Origin of the sequence: Janthinobacterium svalbardense (assembly GCF_002327145.1) — a bacterium.
In the GTDB taxonomy this organism is placed as follows: Bacteria; Pseudomonadota; Gammaproteobacteria; order Burkholderiales; family Burkholderiaceae_D; genus Janthinobacterium; species Janthinobacterium tructae.
Genome location: NZ_CP023422.1, coordinates 2,180,974 through 2,206,812, shown reverse-complemented (window position 1 = coordinate 2,206,812; position 25,839 = coordinate 2,180,974). Strand labels below are relative to the sequence as shown.

Sequence of the window (25,839 nt, the reverse complement as noted above, 5' to 3'; positions counted from 1 at the left end):
ATCAGGTAATCAAAATGGCCCGGAAATCATTGACGTTCGTCAAGGTCGGGCCAGTGATCACGGAATCTCCCAGCGCCTGGAAGAAGCCGTGGCCATCGTTGTTGTCGAGGCTGTCGCGGGGACGGATAGCCAGATCCCAGGCGCGCTGCAGGGTGTCCGGCGCCAGAACCGCGCCGGCGATGTCTTCCTGGCCGTCGACGCCATCCGTGTCGCCGGCCAGCGCGTGGATGCCTTCGTGCCCTTCCAGCGCGATGCCCAGCGCCAGCAAGAATTCCACATTGCGCCCGCCGCGCCCGTTGCCACGCACGGTGACCGTCGTTTCGCCGCCCGACAGCAGCACGCACGGGGCGGAAAATGCTGCAAACGGCTGGCCCCGCTTGGCCGCGTGCAGCGCCATGCCAGCCATGACTTTCCCCACGTCGCGCGCCTCGCCTTCCAGGCTGTCGCCCAATATATACGGCGTGACGCCGGCCGCGCGCGCCACGCCAGCGGCTGCTTCCAGGGCCATCTGCGGCGTGGCGATCAGGGTTGTCTGCGTGCGCGCCAGACGCGGATCGTCGGGTTTCACGGATTCGCCACGCCCGCTTTCCAGCACTGCGCGCAAGCTGTTCGGCAAGTCCATGCCGTAGCGGCGCACGATGGCCAGCGCGTCCTCGCAGGTGGTCGCGTCGCCCACCGTGGGGCCGGAAGCGATATCGCCCAGCTTGTCGCCGGGCACGTCGGAAATGGCCAGGGTGATGACTTGCGCCGGATGGCAGGCGGCCGCCAGGCGCCCGCCCTTGATAGCGGACAAATGGCGGCGCACGCAATTCATTTCGCCGATGCTGGCGCCCGACGCCAGCAACGCGCGGTTCAAGGCTTGCTTGTCTTCCAATGTAATGCCGTCCAGCGGCAAGGCCAGCAGCGACGAGCCGCCGCCCGAAATCAAACACAGCACCGTGTCGTCCGCCTGCAAGTTGGCGACCAGATCGAGCATGCGCTGCGCCGCCTGCATGCCCGCCTGGTCCGGCACGGGGTGCGACGCTTCCACGATCTCGATGCGCTCGCAGGGCACGGCGTAACCGTAGCGCGTCACCACCAGTCCGGACAGGGGACCCGGCCAGTGCCGCTCCACGGCTTGCGCCATGGCGGCCGACGCCTTGCCGGCGCCGATGACGATCAGCCGTCCCTTGGGCGCGGGCGGCAGATGGGGCGGGATGCAGTGCGATGGCTGGGCCGCTTCGATGGCGGCCTGGAACATGGCTTGCAGCAAGGCGCGCGGCGCTGGGGTCGTCGTCATGGTGTTTCCTCCGGTATCCGAACCCGATCATAGCAGGGACGGCGCCGCCCGGAGGCTACAATGGCGGCTTGATCACGAACAGGAATGCAATGAACGACGCCATCGAATGGACCAGTCTGGCCCGCACTTTCGGGCTGTTTACCGTCACGGCCGTGGCTGAACTGCTGGGCTGCTACCTGCCCATGCTGTGGCTGAGCAACAAGGGCAGCGCCTGGCTGCTGTTGCCGGCTGCCATCAGCCTCTTGATCTTCGTGTGGCTGCTGACCCTGCATCCGGCCGCCAGCGGCAGGGTGTATGCCACGTATGGCGCCATCTATATCGCCACGGCGCTGGGATGGCTGTGGCTGGTCGACGGCATCACGCCCGCCTGGACGGATATCACCGGCGTGGCCCTGGCCCTGGCCGGCGCCGCCGTCATTGCCATGGGGCACAAGACGGCTTGACGTGCATCAGGCACCGTGCGCGCGGAAGTTCGTTTCCGCCGACCACACGGCGCTGGCGCGGGCCAGCAACACGGCTTCGCCATCGGCCAGCCAGTCGTCCGCGTCGGCGATCTTCCACATGGCTTGCAGCAGTTTGCGGCGCAAGTCCGGATCATCGATTTCATCGAGCAGGCTGTCGATCACGCCATTGGCCAGTTGCACGGCGCCATGCACGGTCGAGGTCAGCATGTCGTCGCACAGGTCTTGCAGCAACTGTTGAAAAGCGGCCGGCGCCAGGTCGATATGCTCGAGGATCTTGCTGCGGTGCATGGCTTGCAGCTCGGCGCTGGCCAGGTTGCCATCGACTACCATCATCAGGGCCAGAATACGTCCCGCTGCCTGGGGACTGTTCGCTTCATAAGTACGCATGATTTTCTACTCTTTCTATTAGTCAATTAAAAGGCACGCCACCGCCAGGCAGGGCGCGCCGTACTGCATTTACTTCTTGTCGCTGCGGGTGATGAACACGCTCGCCACGCAGCTCGACACGATCAGCACTGCCACCACCAGCAACGAAGCTTCCACCGGCACGTGGTACCACGGCATGATCAGCATCTTGGCGCCGATGAACACCAGCACCATCGCCAGGCCATACTTGAGCATGTGGAAGCGGTCAGCCACGTCCACCAGCAGGAAGTACAGGGCACGCAATCCCATGATGGCGAACAGGTTCGACGTGAAGACGATGAACGGGTCCGTCGTGATGGCGAAAATCGCCGGGATCGAGTCGACCGCAAACACCAGATCCGTCACCTCGATCAGGATCAGCACCAGGAACAGCGGTGTGACATAGCGCAACCCGCCTTTTGCCACAAAGAAACGCTCGCCATGCTCGCCATCGGCCACCCGCAAGTGGCGGCGGGCAAAGCGCAACACGGGGTTGTTCGCCACGTCCGGCTCTGCATCGGCCGCCACCAGCATGCGCATACCGGTAATCAACAAGAAGGCGCCAAACAGGTACAGCACCCAGCTGAACTCGCTTACCACCCACGCGCCGGCCATGATCATCACGGCACGCATGACGATCGCGCCCAGCACGCCATAAATCAACACGCGGCGCTGGTACTGGATCGGCACCTGGAAGGCGCTGAAGATCAGCAGGAAGACGAACACGTTATCGACCGACAGCGCTTTCTCGATCAGGTAGCCGGAGAAAAATTCCAGCGCCTTCTGGTTGGCGATTTCGGGACCGGCCGTGCCGTTCAGATACCACCACAGGCCGCCGTTGAACAGCAGGGCCAGGCTGACCCACACCAGCGACCACGTCGCCGCTTCCTTGACGCTGACCTTGTGCGCTTTGTTGCCGCCGAAGACGAACAAGTCCAGCGCCAGCATCACCAGAACAAAGGCGATGAAGCCGGCCCACATGGGTGCCGTTGCAATACTCTCCAGGCCGTTCATCGCTGGCCTCCGCAACTGTCTGTTTCTATCCTGATGACCATGGCACTCTCCTTGCATGAATTGAGCAGCCATCATAGTCTGAATATAAACATCGAACAAATCGAATATAATTGACGAATACATCGAAGAATTCGATGTATTAACGTCAGGGAAAAGCATGTCGACACTCAACTTCAAGCACTTGCGCTATTTCTGGATGGTGGCCAAGACGGGCAGCATCGCGCGCGCGGCCGAACAGCTGCACCTGACGCCGCAATCGATCTCCGGCCAGCTGAGCGAGTTTGCCGACACCCTGGGCGTGGAATTGTTCCGCCGCAGCGGGCGCCAGCTGGAATTGACGGACACGGGCCGGCGCATCCTCAGCCATGCCGAAAATATTTTCAACACGGGCGATGAACTGCTGGAAATCGTGCGTGACCAGTCGCGCACGGCGACGACGACGTTTCGCGTGGGCTGCGCCGATTCCGTGTCGAAACTGATCGCCTGCCGCCTGGTCGCGCCCGCGCTGGGCCTGGCCGAACCGCTGCGCATCATTTGCCGCGAAGGCCGGCTGGCCAGCCTGCTGGCGGACCTGGCCGTGCACAGGCTCGACCTGATCATGGCGGACCGCCCCATGCCCGCCCATTTGAGCGTGCGCGGCTTTAACCATTTGCTGGGTGAAAGCGGCATGACCCTGTTCGGCACACCTGCGCTGGCCACCACCCTGAACGGGGGCTTCCCCGAATGCCTGGACGGCGCGCCGCTGCTGCTGCCAGGCGAAGACTTCGCCATTTACGGGCGCTTGCTGCAATGGCTCGGCGACAACCATCTGCACCCGCGCATCGTGGGCGAATTCGACGACAGCGCCATGATGAAGGCCTTCGGCCAGTCCGGCGCCGGCCTGTTCTTCGCGCCCACCGTCATCGCGCCCCAGGTATGCGAGCAATACGCCGTGGTGGCGCTGGGCCGGGTCGACAGCCTGGTCGAGCAAGTGTATGCGATCACCACGGAACGGCGCCTGAGCCACCCGGCCACCATCGCCATCAGCCAGAGCGCGCGGCACGAGCTGTTCGTGTAGCAGTTCTACAACTGACGTTCCACAATTAAAACCCCGTAAATACATTTGAACAAATACATCTATATAATGACAAGTCTTCCCGACGCCCTGCGCGCCCCTTCCTGGACTTGCCGCAATGAAGCACTTGCACGACATCCCCTCTGCCTTCAAGCATGAATTTGCCAACCCGCGCCTGTGGTGGTCGCGCGCCGTCGTCGTCGGCATGGCCGCCATCGCGGGGCTCGTCGTCGTGGGCTTTACGTGGCTGGCGGAGGAAGCGCTGGACCTGTTTCTCTTTTTTAACGGCAAGGCCTGGTGGTTCGCCCTGCTGTGGACACCCGCCTGCGCCGCCCTGCTGGTCTGGCTGACGCGCCGCTACGCCATGGGCGCGGCCGGTTCCGGCATCCCGCAAGTGATGGCCACCCTGGACCCGGCCGTGGCACCCGAGCAGCGCTCGCTGTTCGTGTCCCTGAAACTGAGTGCCGCAAAAATCGTCCTGACGGCGGGCGGCTTGCTGGGAGGACTCTCGCTGGGGCGCGAAGGGCCGTCCGTGCAGATTGCCGCCGGCGTGATGCTGGCCGCGCGCCGCCTGCTGCCCCGTCATTCGCAGGTGAGCGCCCACTCCCTGCTGGTGGCCGGAGGCGCGGCCGGCATCGCGGCCGCCTTCAACACGCCGCTGGCGGGCGTCATGTTTGCCATCGAAGAACTCTCGCGTTCGCCCGAGCAGCGCAACAGCGGCCTGATCGTCGCCGGCATCGTGCTGGCCGGCATGATGGCCGTCTCGATCCACGGCAACGCCACCCACTTCGGCATCATCCATCCCGGCCCCATCGGCCTGGCGCTGGCATTGCCAGGTTTACTCGTGACCCTGGTCGCGGGTGTGGCCGGCGGCCTGTTCGCCCGGCTGCTGCTGGCCTCCGCCCGCGGCAACCCGCTGGGCAAATTGTCTGCGTGGAGAAAGGGCCGTCCCGTGCTGTTCGCCGCCGTCTGCGGTGTGCTGGTGGCGGCCATCGGCATCGCCAGCCACGGCGCCACGTTCGGCAGCGGCACCGTGGCCACGCGCGCCATGCTGGAAGGTTCCAGCGACGCCTCGCCCGCCTTTGTCGCCTTCAAATATGTGGCGACATGGCTGACCGTCTGGTCGGGCGTGCCGGCCGGCATCTTCGCACCGTCGCTGGCCATCGGCGCCGGCATCGGCCACGATATCGCCGTGCTGCTGCACTACCCGCACGCGCCGGCCCTGATCGCGCTGGGCATGGTGGGTTTTCTGGCCGCCGCCACGCAGGCGCCGCTGACGGCGTTTATCATTGTCATGGAAATGGTCGATGGCCACGGCATGGTGCTGAGCCTGATGGCCTGCGCCGTGGTGGCCAGCACCGTCTCGCGCGTGCTCAGCGAACCGCTGTACGGGGCGCTGGCGCAACTGCAGCTGCAACGGCTGCCGGCGCCGCCCAACTAAAAATGGCTGCAGGGGCGCAGCAAGCTGCCGTCCTGCCATGCGCAGACGGTACGCGTGCCATCCTCGCCCCATCGGCGCTCCAGGCCGTGCTTGCGCCCGTCGACATACTCCACGGCATGCAGCGGCGTGCCATCGTCGCGCCAGCTTTGCGTGCTCAGCATGACGCCATCCTCGAACAGGTTTTTCTGGTCCAGCTGGCCATTTGCAAAATACAGCAGCGACCAGCCCTGCGGCTTGCCATGCAGGAAATTGAGGCGCGACTTTTCGTGGCCGTCCGGCCACCAGCTCTGGTGCAGGCCGTTGCGCTGGCCTTCCAGATACGGCCCCCGCTCGGCCAGCCGACCATTCGGATGAAACGCTTGCGCCTCGCCCGACAGCACGCCGTCGGCAAAATGCGCGCGGTTGCTGATCTGGCCATGCTCGTCAAAGCTCAGGTACTCGCCATCGGCGGGCTGGCCCGCGTGGTACAACAATGCATGACTCAGCTGGCCATTCGCATGGTAATGGCTGTGCACGCCTTCGTACTCGCCGGCGCGGTAAGCCTTGCGGCTTTTTACTGTTCCATCCGCATGGTAGGCGACGTTCACGCCGTCGAAATCGCCGTCCCCGTTGCGCTCTTCCAGCAGGGCTGGCCGGCCATCGGCGAAATACACGCTGCGCTGATAGGCGTAGCGCGGCGACGCCACGTCGGCATCCAGCAACCAGGCATCCATGTGTAGCTTGCCTGGCGGCTGCGCGAAATACAGCTGCCAATGCCAGGCCTGGCGGGCCGCATCATGGCGCAGCGGCGCGCGCTGCTCGTACATGGCTGCAGCGGGCGCGGCGGGCTGGTACTCCGCGTCGACATACAGGGTCGCGGGCAACGCTTCGGCAGGCAAGGCCGGGGTGGCAAGGGAAGAAGAACTGGCCAGGACGGCGGCCAGCAAAACGGAATTGATTATCTTCAATGCATGCTTTCATCAACGCTGCGACAGCGCCGATGATAATGGCAAGCGGAGCGCTCCAGCCACACGCTTGCGCGTCACTACATGGTGAAAGGAAACGGCTGCATGCCCGCCTGCCTGTCATCGGGGGCGACGACTGCCAGCAAGGCGTTCAAGCCCTGGTTCAGGTGCGCCAGGCTGTCGGGGTCCAGCTGAGCCAGCGCGCTGGGCAGCAAGCCGCGCGCCGGCTGCGGCGCGCCGGCGATCACGGCCTGGCCCTCCGCCGTCAGGGTCAGCGTGACCACGCGCTGGTCAGGCTGGTCGCGCGCCTTGCGTACATAGGTTTTTTTCACCAGCGCGTCGACCAGGTTGCTGGCCGTCGTCTGGTGGATCGACATCTTGCTAGCCAGCTCACCCATGCGCAGGCCTGGGCGCTCCAGCAATTCCTGCATCACCCACAATTGCGCGCCCGATACGCCACATTGCTTCTCGATCTGCGCCGAGTGCCGCTGCGCCGCGCGCATGACGACGCGCATGTTTTGCAAGGCCATACCCTGTGCCCGGGCCACCGCCGAAACTTCCGCTTCCACCACCATTGCCTCCAGTTGTCAGACCCGGCTGCGCGCCTGCTGGCGGGCCGGAATCCCTGCATGATACCTGCAAAGGCGGTCGCGCCCCTACTGCCTATAGCCCGGCAGGCACTGGCGCTCCCGCCTGCCAAGCCTTCTCCCACACCTGCTTGCCCCGCTGGTCCCAGCGGCGCTCGATGCCCTGCTTCTTGCCATGCTCATACGGCACAAGCTGCAGCAGGCTGCCGTCGCTGGCCCAGACTTGCAGCAAGCCATGGCGCTGGCCATCGCGCATGGGGATGACCTTGGCGCGCACGCCATTGTCATACCATTCCGTGACATCGCCCTGCTCGCGCCCCAGCGCGTCCTGCTGCCAGGCGATCGACGGCTTGCCGTTGCTGCCCCACTTCTGCATGCTGAGCAGCTTGCCCTTGCGGTACAGGGCCTTTTGCGCCAGCTGGCCATTGTCATGGCTTTCAAACGACCAGCCATCGGCTTCGCCATCCACCCAGACCTTGCGCGCGAGCACCTTGCCATCCTCGGCCAGGGTGAGGGACTCGCCATCCTGCTTGTCATGGATAAAGTGACTGCGCTGGAACAGCTTGCCGTCGGCGTAAAACACTTCCTGCAAGCCATGCATCTTGCCGCCTTTCAGGAAGGCGTGGCTGCTCATCTTGCCATTCGGCCCGTATGACACATACTCGCCATCGGCCATCTGCCTGCCGTGGTAGCGGATGCGGTTCATCAACTGGCCGTTCTCATGGTAAGTCTCGACAATGCGGTCGTGCCCATTTGGCAGCAGCGTCACCTTTTGCTTGAGCTGGCCGTTGTCATAGAACGACGTATCGCCCTGCGCCGCCAGCGGCAAGGCAATCAACGCCGCCAGCAGCGCCAGGCGCATAGTCTGTCGATATGGCATGCGCCCCCCCTACTTCGCCGCTACCGGCTGTCCATCCTGCCATGTCTGCTCCAGCACCAGCTTGCCAGCCTGGTCCCACTGGCGCTCGATGCCGTGCTTCTTGCCGTGCTCGTACGGCACGATCTGGCGCAGGCTGCCGTCGCTGTACCAGGTCTGCAGCAAGCCGTGGCGCTGGCCTCTGACAAACGGGGTCACGCTGGCGCGCACACCGTTGGCATGCCAGTCCGTCGTATCGCCATGGTCGCGTCCCCGCGCGTCTTTCTGCCACGCAAAGATGGGCCGGCCGTTCGGCCCCCACGTTTGCAAGCTGAGTTCAGCACCTTTCTTGTACAGCGTCTTGTTCGACACAACGCCATTGTCATGGCTTTCAAACGACCAGCCGTCGGGCTGGTCGTGCACCCACACGGTCCTGGCCAGCACGCTGCCATCCTGGGCATACCGGACAAACTCGCCCTCGCGCTTGCCATCGACAAACTGTCCCCGTCGGTGCACCTTGCCATCCGCATAAAACGATTCCTGCACGCCATCCATCTTGCCATTGCGTCGATACGAGCGGTCGCTGACGGCCCCGTTCGCGCCATACGACACTTGCTCGCCATCGGCCATCTCGTCATCGTGATACAGCGTCTTGTAGGCCAGCTGGCCATTCTCGTGATACGTTTCCGAGATACTGTCGCGCCCGTTCGGCAAGGCGGTCACTCTCTGCTTGACCTGGCCATTCTCGAAGTACACGCAGCCGCCGAGCAACTCCTCACCCTGGGCATTGAAGTAGGTTTCGCGCAGCAGCTGGCCATTCTCGTAGTAATACTTGCGAAAACGCACGAACCTGACCTGGCTCAAGTCCAGGTCGGTGGCATAGGTTTCAAAGGCCAGCACGCCCGGCGTGTCGGGAAATTCGAGCCGTACATGCCAGGCGCCCAGCGCCTCGTCACGCACGGGCGGCGTGCGCAGCGCATATGTAGCGCGGCGCTGGTTGCTGGGCATGAAATTTTGATCCAAATACATGGTGTGGTCTTCCTCCTGCAAGGTTGGCGTTGGCGTTTGCCCTTCGGGCTGTTCCTGCGCCGCCAGCGGCAAGGCCAGTGCCATGCCCAGCAAGGCGGCCAGGGCCACGCGCGTCGTCTGTGATGTGTGCATTGTGTTCCGTAGCAATGTTATTCTGCGGCTGCCATCATAAGGGAAAGCAACGGTTTTCCCTGTCACGAAAGAAAGCCATGCATTTGCCAGCCGCCCCCAGCGACACCCAGATACTGGGCATCATCGATGCCTGGATCGCCGACCTGGCGCGCGGCGATTACGCGTGCGCCCATGCGCGCACGGCGCACGACGCCTACTACGGCTGGACGCCGGCGCTGTTGCGCGCCGTGATCGAAGGGTATGGTTCGCCGGAAGCGTATGCGGATGGCAGCGTGTATCGCGTCACGCCCGCGGCGCTGGCCAGTGGCGCACCGCACGAGCGCTGCGTCGAACGCCCTGACGGCCAGGATGGCGCTGAGGCGATTGCCGAAGCGCGCCATTCCCTGCCCCTGAACGGCGCCTGGTCGGACCTGACTGCCACCTTTCGCGTGGAAAGCGCGGCGTCGGGTGCCAAGCTGGTATTACAGGACATTCACGTGTTCTAAGCCACGTCATTCTTGACGGGCGACAACTGGCTCGCATGCAGCCGTGCATACGCGCCGCCCTGCTGCAGCAAGGCGGCATGGCTGCCCGACTCCACCAGGCGCCCGCCCTGCATGACGACGATGCGGTCGGCGCTTTCGATGGTGGATAACCTGTGGGCGATGACGATGGTGGTGCGGTTGCGCATCAGCACTTCCAGCGCCGCCTGCACCTGCCGCTCCGATTCCGTGTCCAGCGCGCTGGTGGCTTCGTCGAGCAGCAAAATCGGCGCATCCTTGTACAGCGCGCGCGCGATGGCCAGGCGCTGGCGTTGTCCGCCCGACAGGCGCGAACCGTTCTGGCCCGCCTGCGTTTCATAACCTTGCGGCAACTGCATGATGAAGTCGTGCGCGTAGGCGGCGCGCGCCGAGGCTTCGATGCGGGCCATGTCCGGGGCCGGGTCGCCATACGCGATATTCGCCGCCATGGTGTCGTTGAACAAAATCACATCCTGGCTGACGAGGGCGAACTGGCGCCGCAGGGCCAGCAGCGCGTAGTCGCGCAGGTCGACGCCGTCGAGCAGGATCTGGCCGCCGCTGACGTCGTAGAAGCGCGGCAGCAAGCCCAGCAAGGTCGTCTTGCCGCCGCCCGAGCCTCCCACCAGGGCCACCGTTTCTCCAGCGCGGATGTCGAGCGTGATATCGCTCAAGGCCATGGGCGCATCGGGGTCGTCGCTGTTGTAGCGGAAGTGGACGTTTTGCAAGGACAGATTGCCCTGCACGGCCGCCGGGGCCACAGTCCCCGGGTCCGGCTCCAGCGGCGTGTCGATCAGGCCGAAGACGGATTCGGCCGCCGCCAGGCCCCGCTGCAGCGGCTCATTGATTTTGGTCAAATTCTTGATCGGCGACTGCATCGCCATCAGTGCGCCCATGAAGGCGACGAAGGCGCCCGGCGTGATGGCGCCGCTTTGCGCGCGTAGCATGGCAAAGTAAATCACGGAAGACAAGGTAATGCCGACGAGCATCATGATGAAGCCGGAATTCATGGCCGAGGTGGCGGCATGCTTGACGGCCAGCTGGCGGTTGCGCTTGACGACGTCGACGAAGCGCGCCTGTTCATAATCCTGCCCGCCAAAGATTTTCACCACGCGCTGGCCGGCGATGCTTTCGTCCAGCACGGACGTCAGCTCGCCCACGGCTTGCTGCGAACTCTTGCTCAGGTGGCGCATGCGGCGTCCCGCCAGGGTCACGACGATGGCCACGATGGGCATCGAGGCCATGCAGAACAGGGCCAGTTTCACGTCGATGCTGAACAGCAAAATCAGATAGCCGATGGTGGCCACGGAATCGCGCACCATCACGTTGAGCACGTTCAAGCCCGCCTGCGACACCTGGCTGGCGTCAAAGGCCACGCGCGACTGCGTCAAGCTGGTGGTGGTGGTATCGAAGAAGCGGCTGGGCAGGCGCATGATGGTGGCGAACATTTTTTCGCGCAAATCGGCCTGCACCCGGCTCGATAGCCATACGGAACCGTAGTCGCCGGCAAAGCTCGACACCATGCGCAGCACGGCCAGACCCAGGATGGTGGCGGGAATCACCCACAAATCGACCTGCCCAGCCTGTGCCGGCAGGAAACGGTCAACCCAGCCCTGCAGCATGCCCATCACGCCGGACACGGGCGCGACCTGCTCGCTGGCCGTCGTGCGCATGGCGTCGACGACGTTTTGCAACTGGCGGATTAACAACACATCGGTGGCGGACGCAACGCCGACAGCCAGCAAAGTGGCGGCAACGATGGCGCCATAGCGGCGAAACTGGCCGGCCAGGCGGAAGAACAGGAGGCGACTTTGCTGCATGCAGGTGAGAAAAGTAAGGGTAAAGCGTGATTCTAACCGCTGCCAGACTTACCTAGAGGAAAGTCGCACCTTGCCGGTGCAGAACCGGCAAGGGCAATGCACGGGCAATCAGCTCTTCGCCACTTTCCAGGCAGCCGTGCCGGCCTTGCAGACTTTCAGCTTGAGGGTTTGTTCCTGGCCCTTGGCGCTCAAGCCCACCTGCACCTTGCGGCAGGTTTGCGCGTCCGTCTTTTGCGTGTCGCTGGCCGTGATCTCGGCGGTGATGCGCACGGAATTGCGCAAGCCTTCATTGCTCCATTGCACGGTTTCGCCATCCTTCTTGTCATTGAGCACGTCGGAGACGGCTTTCACGAAGACGGGCTTGTCGTTCTTGTTCAGGTAAGCCATCGGCGTATCGGCCAGGAAACCCAGACCGACGGCGGAAGCGGAAGCGCTGAAGACGACGCTGCCGAAGATCAGGGCGGACAGCAATGTGGCGGGACGAATACGCATGGAAAACTCCTTGTAAAGTAAAGAATAGAGACAGGACCGGGAACCGCCGGCGCGGCCCTTAGCCGGGATCGGCCGGCGAAATACCCACAGCCAGCAAGGCATCGATGCTGGGCACGAAATAGATCGCCGACGAAAGCGGCGTGGAAAAATCCAGCAGCCTGTCCGTCTTGCTGACACCATCATAGCCTACGCCATACATTTGCCGCAGCATGCCCATGCTCACCGTGATATCGCGGCAGAAACCGACAAATTGACGCCCGCCAGGCCGGCATGCAACTGCTCAGTTTTTGCCGCCGCGACGGCTTCGTCGACTACACGGCAGACGAGGTGCCACCGGTGGGCTGAACATTGGCAAGCGGGCACGCCTGCCGCATAATGCGGGCATGTTCAAACTGACTTTTCTCGGCACGTCTTCCGGCGTGCCCACACGCCACCGCAACGTCACCTCGCTGGCCCTGCAAACCACGCACAACCGCGACTGGTGGATGATCGATTGCGGCGAGGCCACGCAGCACCGGCTGCAGCGACTGCCCTTGTCCGTGCACGACCTGGTGGGCATCTGCATCACCCACGTGCATGGCGACCACAGCTATGGCCTGCCGGGCTTGCTCGCCAGCGCCTCGATGACGGGGCGCAAAAAACCCCTGCTGCTGATCGCCCCGGCCGCCATCAAGGCCTGGATCGACGCGACCTTGCTGCACACGGAACTATTTTTGACGTATCCGCTGATCCACATCGACGTGGACAGCGCGCCAGTCGTGCATGAGGAAGCGGGCTTGACCATCTCGCGCCATGCGCTGTCGCACCGCGCGCCCAGCGTCGGCTACCGTTTTGCGCTGGAAACGAGCAGATGGAAGCTGGACAAGGCGGCCCTGCAGGCAGCGGGCGCGCCACCCGGCCCCGCCTGGGGACTGTTGCAGGCGGGCCAGGATGCGATCCTGGACGATGGCACGCTCTTGCGCGCCGCCACTTTCCGCCAGACGGAAACGCAGCGCGCCACGGTGGTGATCGGCGGCGATAACGACACGCCGGCGTTGCTGACGGACGCCTGTGCCGGTGCGCAATTGCTCGTGCATGAAGCCACCTACACGGAAGCGATGCTGCAAAAGGTGGGCCCCGGCCCCACGCACAGTTCCGTGCAGCGCGTGGCGCAGTTTGCCGAAGCGGTGCGCCTGCCCAATCTGATTTTGACGCACTTCAGCGCCCGCTATCACAACGCGGACGGCATGGCCGAGCTGGAAGCGGAAGCGCGCCTGCATTACTCGGGTGAATTGTTCCTGGCGCGCGATTTCGACAGCTATGAACTCGATGCGGCGGGCGTACTCAGCAAGCTACCGGGGAAATCCCACTAACAACCGGTCAGTGGGGATTGACGCCGTACTGAGCAGCGTATTCAGCGGCCAGCGCGCGCGCCGCCTGTTGCTGTGACGGCGTGAGGATTTCCAGCAACTGGTCGCGGTTCTTGATCGATTGCGCGCTGCCCGCCTCGGCCGGCATGGCGATCCAGGCATACGCCTGCACGTAATCGAGCTCGACGCCCTGCCCTTGCGCGTACAGCAAGCCGTACTCGTTCTGCGCGGACAGGGAACCGGCCTCGGCCGCCTGCTTGTACCAGAACGCCGCCTCGGCAAAGTCTTGCGGTACATCAACCCCCTTGCGGTAGGCCTGCGCCAGATTGAATTGCGACTGGCCATCGCCCGCCTCGGCCGCCTGGCGCCCGTACGCCAGCGATTGCGCCATGTCTTGCACCACGCCATCGCCGCTCGCATACATCAGGGCCAGGTTGGCCAGCGACGGCGGGAAGCCCGCTTGCGCCGCCGCCGTGAACAATTCCACCGCTTTCGGCACGTCTTGCGTCACGCCATGGCCCTGGTAATACAGGCTGGCCAATAAATGCTGGCCGGCCGGATCGCCGGTGCGCGCAGCCGCGTCGAATTGTTTAAAGGCCTCGGCGTAATTGCCGTCGTTATAAGCGAGGATGCCCGCTTCATTAAAAGATGCTGTCGATACGCTCATGAAGATTCCTTGTTCGGGGATTTTGGGCATTGTACACAGCACTGTTCCGCGCAGAATGCACGATAGGAACGGTGGGGGAATGGTGTGGCGCATTGCCAAAATCCTGCGTTATGATCGTTCATCGCACGATTTAATCCCGGCACAATGACAAATGCCAGCCCCGGAATATCTCCATGAAACTGATTGTTTTTCTTTTATCCCTGCTTTCCACCTCCGCTTATGGCGCCACGCTGCACCTGGACAAAGCCGCGACAGGCAAAGTGCGGCAAGCGGCCGATATCCGCTATGTCAATCACGATGAAAAGCAGACCTACCAGTTAAAAATCGGCAAGCAGTGGGTCGCTGGCAGTTGCAGCAGCAGTGGCACGGGCAATTTGCATGCGCTGCTGCTGGACATGAATTTTGACGGCCATGCCGACCTGTGGGTGACCGGTTACACGGATAGCCAGGGACGCGTCCGCTGTTCCGATGTGTGGCTGTGGGATGCGCCAGCGAAGCAATACAGTTTCAACAAGCCCTTATCGGCGATTCCGAATCTGGATATCAGCATAGCCGATCAAGCAATCACAGGCGGCATCGCCAATTGCGGCTGCGCGGCGCAGTGTTTTTATGAAGACAGCTATGCGTGGCAAGCCGGCAAATTAATGACCATCGCCCGGCGCGAACAGGATTGCGAGCGCTACCGGGAATATCGCTTGAATGACAAGCAGGACTTGATCATCGTCAAGGATGAAATCATCGACAGCGGCAATCCCGGCCAGCAGGCCATCGAGAATACCAAAGCCTATGACTGGCAGCGCCATGCGCGCAGCATGCGCAAACCCTGGGAGTAAATCCCGGAGAGTCAATCCTTCAATACCATCCAACAATTAACGCACACATGACGACACATCCAGCATCGATCACCTTCCATGCCGCCAAGGCGGAAGACACCCCGGCTTTCATCGCATTGCGCGGCAAGACGCGGCAAAACGCCATTTCCAGAGAACGCCTGGCAGAAGTGGGCATCACGGCCGAATCCTGGGCGGACATGATGCGCTCAGGCAGCCTGCCCGGCCAGGTCTGCCATCATGACGGCCAGCTGGTCGGTTACTGCTTTGGCGAGCGCGACACGGGCGAAATCATCGTCCTGGCCCTGCTGCCGGAATTCGAAGGTCTGGGCATCGGCAAGACCTTGCTGGAACAGATCATGGGGCAGTTGCGCGCGCAGGGCCATCAACGGCTGTTCCTCGGCTGCTCCAGCGACCCCGCCTCGCGCTCCTACGGCTTTTACCGCTACCTGGGCTGGACCGCGACGGGAGAGAGCGACAAGTATGGCGACGACGTGCTGGAGTTTCGCTGGTCGGCCTAGCGCCTAGTCCGGCACGCGATTGGCATCCCACACGCGCAGGATCTGCGTGATGGCAGGGTCAAACACGGCGTAGCCCACGCCATCGCGGGCTTGAATAGCCACGCCCGATAAAAAACTGTCAAACACGGCTGCCAGCGCTACCCCATCCGTCTGCGCGGACAACTCTCCGCTGGCCATGCCCCGCTCGACGCAATGCACGAAGCCGGCGCGCGTGCGCGCGCGCGAAGCGGTCAGCGGTGCGGCCACGGCCGCATGTTCGGCCGTCGGTGCGCTCATGCAGCCGAGCGCCACCATACAGCCCGGCGGATGCCCCGGATCGGACTGCATGCGGGCCGACTGGCGCAAGGCCTGCTCGATGGCCGCGCGCGGCGCCAGGCCATCGTCCCACAAACACGCCGTCACGCGCGCAAAGGTATCCAGATAGCATTGCGCGGCCTCGCGGAACAGCGCTTCTTTCGAGCCGAACGCCGCATAAAAGCTGGGCGCGGAAATGCCGCCGCCCAGGCTCGCCTTGAGCTGGCTCAAGGACGTCGACTCATACCCCTGCTGCCAGAATAAAAACATGGCCTGCTCGACCGCTGCCTGCCGGTCGAACGTGCGCGGCCGTCCCATTTGCGCCATCCATCGCTCCTTCTCATCTACTTATATGCTACTTACATACTACTCGATACAGAACTCGTTGACAACGGAGCGCGTCATCGCCTATATTTATACTGATCGGTACATATATATCGCCATGACGGTCGTGAGCACTCCTGCGCCCGGCCGACTCGTCACACTTCCAAGGATATTCAGCTTTGAATCACGCTACGCTCACCACCGGAACCAGCCCCGCGCTGGCCGACCGCCTCCCTGTCGCCGGCCTGCTGGCCCTGGCCATGACGGGTTTTATCTGCATCGTCACGGAAACCTTGCCCGCCGGCTTGCTGCCGCAGATCAGCGCGGGCCTCGGCATCAGCGCCGCGCTGGCCGGGCAAATGGTCACGGCCTACGCGCTCGGTTCCCTGCTGGCAGCCATTCCGCTCACCATCGCCACGCGCGGCTGGCGCCGCCGCAACGTGTTGCTGCTGACCATCATCGGCTTTCTCGTGTTCAATACCGTCACGGCCCTGTCGACGCACTACTGGCTGACCCTGGTGGCCCGCTTCTTTGCCGGCATGGCGGCCGGGCTGGCGTGGAGCTTGCTGGCCGGCTATGCGCGACGCATGGTGGCGCCGCAGCAGCAAGGCCGCGCCCTGGCGCTGGCCATGGTGGGTGCGCCCATCGCCCTGTCGCTGGGCGTGCCGCTGGGTACCCTGCTCGGCTCGCTGGTGGGCTGGCGCGCCGCGTTCTGGATCATTTCCGCCCTGACATTGGTCCTGATCGCCTGGGTGCTGGCGAAAGTGCCGGACTACCCGGGCCAGTCCGTCCATGAGCGCCTGCCCCTGCGCCGCGTTTTCACGACGCCGGGCGTGCGGCCCGTGCTGGCCGTCGTCATCACCTGGATGCTGGCGCACAACATTCTCTACACCTACATCGCCCCGTTCGTGGCCCCTGCCGGATTGACGGGGCGCATCGACCTGGTCCTGCTCGTCTTCGGCGCCGCTGCCATGGCCGGCATCTGGATCACCGGCAAGCTGGTCGAGCGCCACCTGCGCGCCAGCGTGCTGGCCAGCCTGGCCGTGTTCGCCGCGACGGCCCTGGTGCTGGGCATCGCGTCGCACCTCCCTGCCGTCGTCTACCTGGGCATGGCCGTCTGGGGCCTGAGCTTCGGCGGCGCGGCAACGCTGTTACAAACGGCGCTGGCCGACACGGCCGGCAGCGGCGCCGACGTGGCCTTGTCGATGAATGTGGTGGCGTGGAATGGGGCGATTGCAGCTGCGGGCGTGGCGGGCGGCGCCTTGCTGGAAACCTGGGGGGCGGGCGCCTTTCCCTGGGCCATGGTGGCGTTGCTGGTGCTAGCTTTCGTGATCGCCTGGTCGGCCAGCGCGCACGGTTTCCGGCCGGGCCGGCGCAGCGGCAGCGCGCCCGTGGCCGGGCATTGAGATGACGCTATGCATTAGCCGCCGGCACCGTCACGATACGCGGCACATGCCCCGTATACGCGAGGAAACGAGCCAAGCCAGCATGCGACAGCGCCACAGTGGCCGTGTTGCGCAGCGGATGGGCTTGCACAGAATCAGCTCCCCATACAGCCTCGTCCAGCACCAGTTCCACCGCCTGTGCGCCGTCGTGGATCAGGGCAAACAGGCTGACGGAGCCGGGCGTGATGCCCAGGTGCTGCAGCAGGCGCTCGGGCGAGGCCATGCTCAGCTTGCTGGCCAGCAGCAAGCGCCCCAGTGCCGCCAGGTCAATGCGCTTGTCGAACGGCACGATGACGAGGAAATGCCGCCGGCCCTTCTCGTCGCGCACGAACAGGTTTTTCACCATCAGGCCGGGCATGGCTGGCACGTGGATCAGTGCTTCATCGATGGTGTGCACGGCCGGGTGTTCGACCAAAGTGTAGTCACCGGCGCTGCTTGCCAGCCAGCGGAACAGGGTTTCTTGCATGGTGATTTTCTCAGCGCGGGCGCGTGTGCGATGGGCAATTGTAGCGCCGCGCCGCGTGGTGCGCTTGCCTTAAGGCTTGCTTTCGTCCTCTTTCTTGTCAGCGGCCGCCAGCCCCCAGTCATTCCAGCCTTCGCCAAACAGCTCGATAGGATGCTGCGTGCGCTCGGAACCATTGCCGCAACGCATGGCGTCCGGCGGGCAATACTTGTCGCAACCCCAGCAGATGCGTTCGGGATTCTTGGGGTTCAAGGGAAAAGGCTTGGCCATGGCGTGGGGATACAGTCGGTTGAGGTCTCTTCGACGACTCTAGACCTGGCGCGGGGGGCGGTCAAACGAATTTCGGCAGGAAACTTGTCCGGGATCAATTCTGCGCAGATGGGCGGTGTGGCGGCAAAGCGCAGTACCCTTCCAGCACGATACGCGCCACATCGACACTGCCATCCGCGGCCGGCTGTGCCTTGAGTTCGTCCAGCGCATACACCATCGTCACCGTGGCGCCGGGCACGAACAGCCCGATATCCTGCTTGCGGTGCATGTAGATGCTTTCGTCGACTGTCGATCCGTCAGCTGTTGACTTGAGCGCCACGGCGGCTGTCCTGGCCCGCAAAATACGTGCGTTCGATGCTGCCCGTCACCGTTTGCGTCTGGATGCGGCCGGCTTTGACGCTGTCCCACCATGCGTCCGAGGCAAACAGGCCGTGCCTGCCTTTCAGGCCCATGTGGGGCTTGGCGCTGTCGAGGGTGAGCGATTGCGTCTTGGCGACGCGAGCGGGGTCTTGTGCCAGGGCTCCGGCGAGGGTGTAGACAGGTATCATAAAGGTGCAAGAGTTCTTGCAAGCGCTCACTCAATGTTTGCGCCGAATGACGTATGCATTGCCAGCAGCTTCAAAACCGAGCGTGGGATAGTAGGACATGGCATCGGGAGCGGAGAGCAATATCAGGGACACTTCGTCGCCGATGATGGCCTGGGTGCGCTTGACCAGCTCCTTGCCGATACCCAGGCCCTGGTATTGCTTGTTGACGGCCAGGTCCGAGGTTTTTCATCGGTTCACGAGTGTAAGGAGATCGCGCATGGGAAACCTCTTCTGCCAGATAATGGCGCAATAAGCGGTTCTGTCTTGCGGGCAGAAGCTGGCGCGTCATGAGGCTCCAGTCGCGCCGTAGAAAAGATGCATGCCCGCATTTAACGCTCATCAAGACCGAGGTGGCCAGGTCACGCAAGCAGGCACGCTGAAACTTATCTGATAAAGAACAAACTTGGCAAGGATTATAAATATGTTGCTACCGTTACGATTGAATAAACGCATGTACGCCACTATTGCTGGATCCTTTTTTCTTGTTGCTGGCGTCTCATCGGCGTTTGCTACCACTCTTGACGAGGATAGGACACGAGGTGACATACATGGATTGTTTGAGATAAGGGAGGCTGCGGTACAGTTCATTGCAGCAGAGAATCTAAAAAATGGAACAAAGTGGCAGGCCATGGAGCCGAACCGGAAGATTCTGGTTGCCAAATGTGCGGTATCTCTGCGCGTGAAATGGGTTCCGAAGAGCCATGGCCTGTCTGGACCGAATGTTGCTGTAAGTTGCGACCAGACCGTAAAGCCCACGATACAAAAGAAATGGGCAGTGTTCGTACCCATCAACAAGGGGCCGATGGCGCATAAATGAGCACATCGGGGTCATTCCATGGCATTGCACACGAACTGAGGTGCTGGACGTCGTAGAGGCTGGCTCAACCGAGGAGATAGGCGGAACCACGCGACGCGGCCTTATCACTGGCACCACAATTTCGCTTCTGAATCACTAATCTGGTGCAACCGAACAACGGCAGATATAATAATCGACTCAGATTTTATTGATACAAGACCACATGAAAATAAAAATATCATTCATCGCCTCGCTAGGAATGCTATCGCTAATTCAAGCATCGCCATCTTTCGCGGATAATATCAACGGGAAAAATCTCTATATACAACGATGCGCCGTGTGCCATGAAATAGATATCAAGGGAACCGGCCCATTGGCGAATAAAAGCAATCCTCCCACGCCTGACCTTACAACCCACCTCGTTATACACAACTTTTGAGCGCCCCAATTTCACGTAGCGTGCGTATCGTTTCCACCGCCACGTGAACATCCTTCAATCCAAGCCAGATCGTCTTAACGCCGGGCTCGCCATCGCTCTTGCGAGCCAGGAACCCGCCGATACAGGCGACCTGGCGCAGAACGTCATTCAGGCGGGGTTTGTCTGGCGGTGTTTTTTTGCGCAGCAGGTAGGCCGCTTGAATCTCATCGGGGTCGAAGAACAGTTCCGCGTCCAAGTCCGGACAGGTGCGGCCCAAGCGCATCAAACGCGCAATGCGCCAGGCCACCACCATGAACAGCGCCAAGGCCCGTTCAAGCTGTGTGATCGACCCCAGTTGCATCGCCTCAACGCGGCAGGCGTTTTTCAGAACGTCAAACAGCATCTCGATTTCCCACCGCGCGCGGTACCAGTCGATCAGCTCGACGACCGCCTCGGGCGTGGCGGCCTTGCGGTTGGTCAGCAAGCGCCATTCGATCGGCTTGACGCCGTCTGGCGCATCGATCTCGCGCGCGATCACGCAGGTCGCGACGACGCTCTTGCCTTTGCCCGCAGGCAGACTCACTGTGCGTACCCACAACTGCTGGCGCACCGTGTGCGCCTTCACCCCGTGCCGTGCCGCCATCGCGAACGTCAACTCGCCGATCGGCGCGCCTGCGCCCGTATGCTCCCACAGCTTGTCGCCGTCGGGCAGGCAGCGGTTGTGTTTGGCGCGCACCAACCAGTCGGCCGGCGCGCCCAATTCCTGCGCGCGCAGCATCAGCGGCACCAGATCGGCCTCGCGGTCGGCCACATATACCAGCCGTGTGGCGGGCAACTGCACCGCCATCTCGGCGATCCGTTCGTAGCCTTCGATCCAGCGCAGGCTTTCCTTCGGGCCGCCGCGAGCGCCAGTCTTGTCCTTCTTTTCACGCGCCCACATCCACGCGTCGATGATACCCAACGGCTCGCGCGCAGGTGTGACCGCGTACGTCGGATGCAGGTACATGCCGCGCTGGGCTTCGTAGCTCAACGGACCGAGGCCGAACGCGCGTTGGCCATTGAAATCGAGCTCGGTCGTATCCTGCAGGCACAGCACCACCGGCAGCGCGGCCATGCGCTGTGCGGTTTGCTGCCAATGCGGCGCCATGATCGCCTGCCAGTCGACGCTGTTGTTGTCGAAGAAGCGATACGCCGCCATCGTTTCGCCCCAGCCTTGGCACGCCTTCGGCACGCTCGCCGTCGGGTCAGCCGCAAATCGTTCCATCAATATCCTCGCTCGTTTGTTCAGGCGTGCATCGCCCAGGTCGAGTTGTTCAAATTCCCTCTCGGTCCAAGATATTGCTACTGGTGCTATCGCCAATTCGTCCACGCAAAAGGCGAGAGTAAACCTGAATCGAGGCCAGTTTACAAGGGGCGTGTTAAATCCTTGAATATAAACGTGTTTTTACGCCGACTGGGCAGCGGTACGGACTTGTGTATAACGAGGTGACTTTAAAGGCCTGCGCCAACTGACGCCCCTCAAAATACTCATTAAAGAATTTTCGAGTAATTCCAGAAAAGGTAGAAGTCTTTGCCCCAAGAGCTTTTGGAGTTTCAGAAACAAGTTCCGCAATATCAAATCTGCTTAGCTGCTGACCAGTCATCATTTGTTTTGGTATAGGTCCCAGCGATTTCCGTAGAGATCCTCAAATACCACGACCGTTCCGTACTCTTCCTGACGCGGTTCCTCACAAAAGTGAACGCCTGCGGCCTTCATGGCAGCATAATCTCGCCAAAAATCGTCTGTGTGGAGGAAAAGGAAAACCCGCCCACCACACTGATTGCCAATAAATACCTGCTGGCTGTCGTTTGAGGCACGAGCCAACAAAAGATTACAATCGCTTTCTGGGTTCGGCGTTACAACCACCCAACGTTTCCCTGCTTGTGGCGTGTCTTCGACCACCGTAAATCCGAGTTTTTCTGTGTAGTACTCGATAGCCCGATCGTAATCGTCGACGACGATGGCCACATACCCCATGCATCTTTTCTGCGTTCTCAAAATTCCAATCCTTCCATTTTCGCCAGCTGGCGGCGAGGGTTTTCACGGCTGAAGCCAAATAACATTCGTACCTACTATCCTACCTACGAATGAACATTGGAACAAAAATTCTTTGCGCACACGCCCCCCAGGCGCGACGACATCAAGGTAAGCGTAAAGTCAGCGCCGCCTTGAGCCTGGCGTTGATTTGGCAGATGATGGCATCACACTGCGGGGAAGCGGCATGTTTTTTAAGCTGAGGGGAGCTGCGCGGCGCAGTTCCAGGGCAGGAAGTCGTCGACCGGCTGACCGGATGATCGGCGATATTGGTTCCGCCCCCCTGCCATTAGATCCAGGGCGAGCAAATGGCAGTCTGCTGCTATGAGCATGGCTGCTCCTCCCCGCTTTTGTCGGCACTGACCCCGCTGTTTTTGTTGGCAATGCTAGCGCCGCGTAGAGATTTTGGTGAAAACAAACGGCCTGGACCAATCATTCCACCGTCCGTCGCAAATACAGGGAGCCTCGGGCAACACTCGATAAGATTAGCCCATCCAATTAATGGAAGGGAAACTTATGCGCATTCGTCTATGGCTATTGCCTGTCCATGCTTCAAGCCGCGCGCTACGTCTGGGAGCCTTACTGGGGGTGGCGGCATGTAGCGGCCCCGCCCACGCGGGCGAGTCCGATATAGCCGAGCGTATCGCCAGCGGGCTGCGGCAGCGGGTGGACATCGCAGGCGAGGCGACGCAGACCTTCGATATCCAGCAGCGCTTGCGCCGCTATAAGGTCTCCAGCGTCAGCGTGGCGGTCATCCGCGACGGCAAGATCGCTTGGGCCGGCGTCTACCGGCAACCGTCCGCACCTGCGGCCGACACCGACACGCTGTATCAAGCCGCGTCCATCAGCAAGGGCCTGACCGGCGCGCTGGCGCAGCGGCTGACAGGTAGCAACAAGCTCCAGCTCGATAGTTCGGTGGACGCCTGCCTGCGGCCATGGAGCCTGCCCTCCGGACAGCAAAGCCCCGAGCATCCGGTGACCTTGCGCAATTTGCTCAACCACACCGCAGGGGCGACCGTGTCCGGCTTCCCCGGCTATCCGCCGTCGCAGGCGATCCCTACGGACCTTCAGGTAATCAAGGGCGAGCCGCCGTCGCTCACGCCGGCGGTCGCCATCCAGACCATCCCGGGCGCCGCCCATGCGTATTCTGGCGGCGGCTACACCATCGCCCAAGTCGCCATGCAGCAATGTCTGCGCACGCCTTTTGCGGAGTTGATGCGCCAGCAAGTACTGCAGCCGCTGCGGATGCGGCGCAGCACATTCGCGCAGCCATTGCCGGCGGCAGAACACAACCGCGCGCGCGGCCACTACGCCGACGGCAGCGAAGTCGAAGGCGGGGCCTTCGTCTATCCCGAACTGGCGGCCGCCGGCCTGTGGACCACGGCCAGCGACCTGGCGCGCTTCGCCATCGGTGTCCAGCAGTCGTGGAAAATCGGCACGGCCTTTCTGAGCACCACCAAGGCGCGCGATCTGCTGACGCCGGCGCTGAACAATTATGCGCAAGGCTTCTTCGTGGTCGGCGATGGCGAGCACAAACGCTTCATGCATTCCGGCGGCAACACCGGCTTCAAGAGCACCTACGCGATGTATCTCGACAGCGGCAACGGTGTAGTAGTAATGACCGACGGCGACAACGGCAGCTATCTTGGCGGCGAGATCGTCAAGGCGGTGGCGTCCGCCTACGACTGGCCGGACTTCAAACCTCGCCTGGCCCAGACGGCGCCGCTGGACCTGGCAACGGCCACACGCCACGTCGGCATCTACCAGCTCGACAACTTCGAGGGCCGTTTCGCCAACCGCTACGAACTGCGCTTCGACGGCAAGGACTGGACAATGGTGATGCCGGACATCGGCGCTACCCGGCTGGTGCCGACCGGGAAAAACAGCCTGGTGTCCCCCGAAACCGGCGACATCATCGAACTGATGCAGGATGGCGCCCAAGACCTGCTGTTAATCGGGGGGCGCAAGGCCCACCGCAGCCCGGACAGCTGAATCGGCAACGGTAGCGCCAACTCGGCAAGAGCGTACGAGGCGGTGCTGGTAAGCTACGCTCACGACGAGCATCCAGACTAGTTGCGGAAATCACTTCCGCAATTAGTCACCTTAAGAAAAGAAAAAATTATTATCTTTTTGGAAAACATAAATCAAAAAAATAAGCCCTTTAAAAACAAGGACTTATTCCATAGTTCTGGCGGAGCGGTTAATGCGAATATCTCAGCCATATGAGCCTCCTAAGCCCATATCGTTATACATAAGTCAGCCAAGCCCATCGCGCAGTGCGCGTAATGTTTCGGCTGCGGCGTGAACTTGACTCAATCCGCGCCAGATGGTTTTGACGCCAGGTTCTCCGTCGCTTTTCCGGCCGAGGAAGCCGCCGACTTGGGCGATCAGGCGGACGATCTCGTTCAAGGTGGGCGGCGAGGCTGGCATCTTCTTCTTGGTCAGCAAATGGGCGCCACGAATCTCGTCGGGATCGAAGAACAGCGCGGCATCGAGATCGGGGCAGGTCCTGCCCATCCGCATCAGATAGGTGACGCGCCAGGCGACCACCATGAACAAGGCCAGCGCCCGCTCGATGCGGTCGATGGCCGATAGCTGCAGCGCTTCGACCTTGCAACCATTTTTGATCACATGGAAATAAATCTCGATCTCCCAGCGCGCCCGGTACCATTCGATCAATTCGACGGCTTGCTCGACCGTCTCGATGGGCCGATTGGTCAGCAAGCGCCATTCGACCGGCTCGCTGCCGGCTGGCGCGCCCACTTCGCGCGCCACCACGCAGGTCACGCCCAGGCGTCCGCCTTTGCCGTCGGCAATCTCGACCTGCCGGGCCCACAGTTGTTGGCGCACAGTACGCGCCTTCTGATCTTCGCCGGCCGGCATGGTGAAGCTGATTTCTCCCAGTGCCGCGCCGCTGCAAGTGTGCTCCCACAGCTTTTCGCCGTCGTCCACACTGCGGTTGTGCGTGGCGCGCACCAGCCAGTCGGCCGGCGTGTCCAAGTCGCGCGCACGGCGCATCAACGCCACCACGTCGGCCTCGCGGTCGGCCACGTACACCAGCCGTGTACCAGGCAACGTCGCGGCCATCTCGGCCACGCGTTCGTAACCCTCAATCCAGCGCGCGCTTTCTTTCTGCCCGGGACGCACGCCGTCCTTGCCACGCTTCGCGCGCGCCCACATCCAGGCATCGAGCACGCCGAGCGGTTCGCGCGCCGGCGTGACGGCGTAGGTCGGATGCAGGTACATGCCGCGCCGTGCCTCATAGTTCAGCGGCCCCAGCCCCTGCGCTTCCTGGCCGTTGAAATCGAGTTCGGTCGTGTCCTGGATGCACAGCACGACAGCATGGGCCTGCATGCGCTCGCGGGTGCGCTCCCAATGCGGGGCCAGGATGGCCTCCCAAGACACATCCTCGTTGCCGAGAAAGCGGTAGGCCGCGCAGGTTTCGCTCCAACTGTCGCAGGCTTCGGGAATGCTCGCCGTCGGCTTTGCCGTAAATCGTTCCATCAGTGTTCTCGCTCGTTTGTCGAGGCGAGCATCGCCCAAGTCCAGTCCAGCAAACTCTTGCTCCGTCCAGCGGCTCGATACCTTGACCAATGCGTCACCCAAAGTCAAAGAGTAAACGCGATCTCGGCAAAGTTTACAAGCCCCTCAGGTAAGTCCTTGAAAGTTAACGACTTTCAGGGCTGCGTGTGGGACGCCTGCCGACTTGTGTATAACGATATGTCCTAAGCCGCCATACGCCAATCGTACCTACTACACTACCTATGCATGAAAATCGGCACAAGAA

At 62.2% G+C, this 25,839-nt stretch carries 30 protein-coding genes and 2 pseudogenes; 11 read left to right on the top strand and 21 right to left on the bottom strand.

From position 1 onward, the window contains the following. Position 1: 1 nt before the first annotated feature. Positions 2-1,279: a glycerate kinase type-2 family protein gene (locus CNX70_RS09915; RefSeq protein WP_096234558.1), complete on the bottom strand. Its 1,278-nt coding sequence runs from the start codon at positions 1,277-1,279 to the stop codon at positions 2-4. 89 nt (positions 1,280-1,368) lie between these two features. Here CNX70_RS09915 and CNX70_RS09910 point away from each other — a divergent pair, with 89 nt between their 5' ends. Continuing rightward, positions 1,369-1,722: a YnfA family protein gene (locus CNX70_RS09910; protein ID WP_096234557.1), complete on the top strand. Its 354-nt coding sequence runs from the start codon at positions 1,369-1,371 to the stop codon at positions 1,720-1,722. 6 nt (positions 1,723-1,728) lie between these two features. On the opposite strand, the gene CNX70_RS09905 is transcribed toward CNX70_RS09910, so the two are convergent. Beyond that, entirely contained in the window at positions 1,729-2,130 is a 402-nt protein-coding gene (locus CNX70_RS09905; RefSeq protein WP_096234556.1) for a tellurite resistance TerB family protein, read from the bottom strand. 69 nt (positions 2,131-2,199) lie between these two features. Further along, entirely contained in the window at positions 2,200-3,162 is a 963-nt protein-coding gene (locus tag CNX70_RS09900; RefSeq protein WP_096234555.1) for a TerC family protein, read from the bottom strand. Positions 3,163-3,319: 157 nt separating this feature from the next. On the opposite strand from CNX70_RS09900, the gene nhaR reads away from it, so the two are divergent. Together nhaR and CNX70_RS09890 are read left to right on the top strand one after the other, a co-directional pair. Beyond that, entirely contained in the window at positions 3,320-4,219 is a 900-nt protein-coding gene (gene nhaR / locus CNX70_RS09895; protein WP_096234554.1) for a transcriptional activator NhaR, read from the top strand. Between the two features lie 115 nt (positions 4,220-4,334). Beyond that, positions 4,335-5,657, top strand: a complete 1,323-nt coding sequence (locus CNX70_RS09890) for a chloride channel protein (RefSeq protein ID WP_096234553.1) — start codon at positions 4,335-4,337, stop codon at positions 5,655-5,657. On the opposite strand, the gene CNX70_RS09885 is transcribed toward CNX70_RS09890, so the two are convergent. From CNX70_RS09885 to CNX70_RS09870, 4 genes are all read right to left on the bottom strand, one after another. Next, positions 5,654-6,604, bottom strand: coding sequence for a toxin-antitoxin system YwqK family antitoxin (locus tag CNX70_RS09885; RefSeq protein WP_096234552.1), 951 nt, complete (start codon positions 6,602-6,604; stop codon positions 5,654-5,656). The two genes, CNX70_RS09890 and CNX70_RS09885, sit on opposite strands and share 4 nt — an antisense overlap. Before the next feature lie 77 nt (positions 6,605-6,681). After that, positions 6,682-7,131, bottom strand: coding sequence for a MarR family winged helix-turn-helix transcriptional regulator (locus CNX70_RS09880; protein WP_244199098.1), 450 nt, complete (start codon positions 7,129-7,131; stop codon positions 6,682-6,684). 133 nt (positions 7,132-7,264) lie between these two features. Next, a complete protein-coding gene (locus CNX70_RS09875; RefSeq protein WP_157750969.1) occupies positions 7,265-8,068 on the bottom strand; it encodes a toxin-antitoxin system YwqK family antitoxin in 804 nt (267 codons plus the stop codon). A gap of 9 nt (positions 8,069-8,077) precedes the next feature. After that, entirely contained in the window at positions 8,078-9,205 is a 1,128-nt protein-coding gene (locus tag CNX70_RS09870) for a toxin-antitoxin system YwqK family antitoxin (RefSeq protein WP_096234549.1), read from the bottom strand. Positions 9,206-9,282: 77 nt separating this feature from the next. Here CNX70_RS09870 and CNX70_RS09865 point away from each other — a divergent pair, with 77 nt between their 5' ends. Beyond that, the gene (locus CNX70_RS09865) at positions 9,283-9,690 is read left to right on the top strand and encodes a hypothetical protein (protein WP_096234548.1); all 408 of its coding nucleotides are present in this window, start codon (positions 9,283-9,285) and stop codon (positions 9,688-9,690) included. Here CNX70_RS09865 and msbA read toward each other — a convergent pair. From msbA to CNX70_RS09850, 3 genes and pseudogenes are all read right to left on the bottom strand, one after another. Beyond that, positions 9,687-11,522 (bottom strand): lipid A export permease/ATP-binding protein MsbA, encoded by a 1,836-nt coding sequence (gene msbA / locus CNX70_RS09860; RefSeq protein WP_096234547.1) that lies wholly within the window; start codon positions 11,520-11,522, stop codon positions 9,687-9,689. The genes CNX70_RS09865 and msbA overlap by 4 nt on opposite strands. A gap of 108 nt (positions 11,523-11,630) precedes the next feature. Further along, on the bottom strand, positions 11,631-12,014 hold the full coding sequence (locus CNX70_RS09855; protein WP_157750968.1) for a hypothetical protein: 384 nt from the start codon (positions 12,012-12,014) through the stop codon (positions 11,631-11,633). Between the two features lie 58 nt (positions 12,015-12,072). Next, a pseudogene (locus CNX70_RS09850) lies at positions 12,073-12,261 on the bottom strand (hypothetical protein); the annotation flags it as partial. A 136-nt stretch (positions 12,262-12,397) separates the two neighbouring features. Between CNX70_RS09850 and CNX70_RS09845 the strand changes: the two are divergent. After that, positions 12,398-13,366, top strand: a complete 969-nt coding sequence (locus CNX70_RS09845; protein WP_096234544.1) for a ribonuclease Z — start codon at positions 12,398-12,400, stop codon at positions 13,364-13,366. Between the two features lie 7 nt (positions 13,367-13,373). On the opposite strand, the gene CNX70_RS09840 is transcribed toward CNX70_RS09845, so the two are convergent. After that, entirely contained in the window at positions 13,374-14,030 is a 657-nt protein-coding gene (locus CNX70_RS09840) for a tetratricopeptide repeat protein (protein ID WP_167389635.1), read from the bottom strand. Between the two features lie 173 nt (positions 14,031-14,203). On the opposite strand from CNX70_RS09840, the gene CNX70_RS09835 reads away from it, so the two are divergent. Together CNX70_RS09835 and CNX70_RS09830 are read left to right on the top strand one after the other, a co-directional pair. Beyond that, positions 14,204-14,863 carry an XAC2610-related protein gene (locus CNX70_RS09835; protein WP_096234542.1) on the top strand — a complete coding sequence of 220 codons (660 nt, stop codon included), beginning with the start codon at positions 14,204-14,206 and terminating at the stop codon, positions 14,861-14,863. A 47-nt stretch (positions 14,864-14,910) separates the two neighbouring features. Further along, the gene (locus CNX70_RS09830; protein WP_096234541.1) at positions 14,911-15,381 is read left to right on the top strand and encodes a GNAT family N-acetyltransferase; all 471 of its coding nucleotides are present in this window, start codon (positions 14,911-14,913) and stop codon (positions 15,379-15,381) included. A gap of 3 nt (positions 15,382-15,384) precedes the next feature. On the opposite strand, the gene CNX70_RS09825 is transcribed toward CNX70_RS09830, so the two are convergent. Then, positions 15,385-16,002, bottom strand: a complete 618-nt coding sequence (locus tag CNX70_RS09825; protein ID WP_096234540.1) for a TetR/AcrR family transcriptional regulator — start codon at positions 16,000-16,002, stop codon at positions 15,385-15,387. A 257-nt stretch (positions 16,003-16,259) separates the two neighbouring features. Here CNX70_RS09825 and CNX70_RS09820 point away from each other — a divergent pair, with 257 nt between their 5' ends. Continuing rightward, positions 16,260-17,405, top strand: a complete 1,146-nt coding sequence (locus CNX70_RS09820) for an MFS transporter (RefSeq protein WP_208624554.1) — start codon at positions 16,260-16,262, stop codon at positions 17,403-17,405. A 7-nt stretch (positions 17,406-17,412) separates the two neighbouring features. Here CNX70_RS09820 and CNX70_RS09815 read toward each other — a convergent pair whose 3' ends face one another. The 5 genes from CNX70_RS09815 to CNX70_RS09800 form a co-directional block, all read right to left on the bottom strand. Then, on the bottom strand, positions 17,413-17,910 hold the full coding sequence (locus tag CNX70_RS09815) for a prolyl-tRNA synthetase associated domain-containing protein (protein WP_096234538.1): 498 nt from the start codon (positions 17,908-17,910) through the stop codon (positions 17,413-17,415). Between the two features lie 69 nt (positions 17,911-17,979). After that, entirely contained in the window at positions 17,980-18,177 is a 198-nt protein-coding gene (locus CNX70_RS09810; RefSeq protein WP_096234537.1) for a DUF3079 domain-containing protein, read from the bottom strand. 94 nt (positions 18,178-18,271) lie between these two features. Further along, positions 18,272-18,445: an immunity protein RhsI2 family protein gene (locus CNX70_RS28690; RefSeq protein ID WP_208624514.1), complete on the bottom strand. Its 174-nt coding sequence runs from the start codon at positions 18,443-18,445 to the stop codon at positions 18,272-18,274. Between the two features lie 28 nt (positions 18,446-18,473). Beyond that, positions 18,474-18,725 carry an immunity protein RhsI2 family protein gene (locus CNX70_RS28685; RefSeq protein ID WP_208624513.1) on the bottom strand — a complete coding sequence of 84 codons (252 nt, stop codon included), beginning with the start codon at positions 18,723-18,725 and terminating at the stop codon, positions 18,474-18,476. A gap of 30 nt (positions 18,726-18,755) precedes the next feature. Continuing rightward, positions 18,756-18,938 (bottom strand): GNAT family N-acetyltransferase, encoded by a 183-nt coding sequence (locus tag CNX70_RS09800; RefSeq protein WP_279629354.1) that lies wholly within the window; start codon positions 18,936-18,938, stop codon positions 18,756-18,758. 277 nt (positions 18,939-19,215) lie between these two features. On the opposite strand from CNX70_RS09800, the gene CNX70_RS09795 reads away from it, so the two are divergent. Beyond that, entirely contained in the window at positions 19,216-19,581 is a 366-nt protein-coding gene (locus tag CNX70_RS09795) for a hypothetical protein (protein WP_096234536.1), read from the top strand. Between the two features lie 202 nt (positions 19,582-19,783). Further along, a pseudogene (locus tag CNX70_RS28835) lies at positions 19,784-19,975 on the top strand (c-type cytochrome); the annotation flags it as partial. A gap of 7 nt (positions 19,976-19,982) precedes the next feature. Here the strand turns inward: CNX70_RS28835 and CNX70_RS09785 are convergent. From CNX70_RS09785 to CNX70_RS09780, 3 genes are read right to left on the bottom strand one after another with little or no spacing between them, the layout of a single operon-like run. Further along, a complete protein-coding gene (locus tag CNX70_RS09785; RefSeq protein WP_425269254.1) occupies positions 19,983-21,338 on the bottom strand; it encodes an IS4 family transposase in 1,356 nt (451 codons plus the stop codon). Positions 21,339-21,396: 58 nt separating this feature from the next. Next, positions 21,397-21,624 (bottom strand): hypothetical protein, encoded by a 228-nt coding sequence (locus CNX70_RS28520; RefSeq protein ID WP_167389634.1) that lies wholly within the window; start codon positions 21,622-21,624, stop codon positions 21,397-21,399. Next, positions 21,621-21,995: a VOC family protein gene (locus CNX70_RS09780; protein WP_208624553.1), complete on the bottom strand. Its 375-nt coding sequence runs from the start codon at positions 21,993-21,995 to the stop codon at positions 21,621-21,623. The genes CNX70_RS28520 and CNX70_RS09780 overlap by 4 nt, the downstream gene beginning before the upstream one ends. A gap of 573 nt (positions 21,996-22,568) precedes the next feature. Here CNX70_RS09780 and CNX70_RS09775 point away from each other — a divergent pair. Continuing rightward, a complete protein-coding gene (locus CNX70_RS09775) occupies positions 22,569-24,044 on the top strand; it encodes a serine hydrolase domain-containing protein (RefSeq protein ID WP_157750966.1) in 1,476 nt (491 codons plus the stop codon). 264 nt (positions 24,045-24,308) lie between these two features. On the opposite strand, the gene CNX70_RS09770 is transcribed toward CNX70_RS09775, so the two are convergent. After that, entirely contained in the window at positions 24,309-25,658 is a 1,350-nt protein-coding gene (locus CNX70_RS09770) for an IS4 family transposase (protein WP_425269253.1), read from the bottom strand. Between the last annotated feature and the right edge of the window lie 181 nt (positions 25,659-25,839).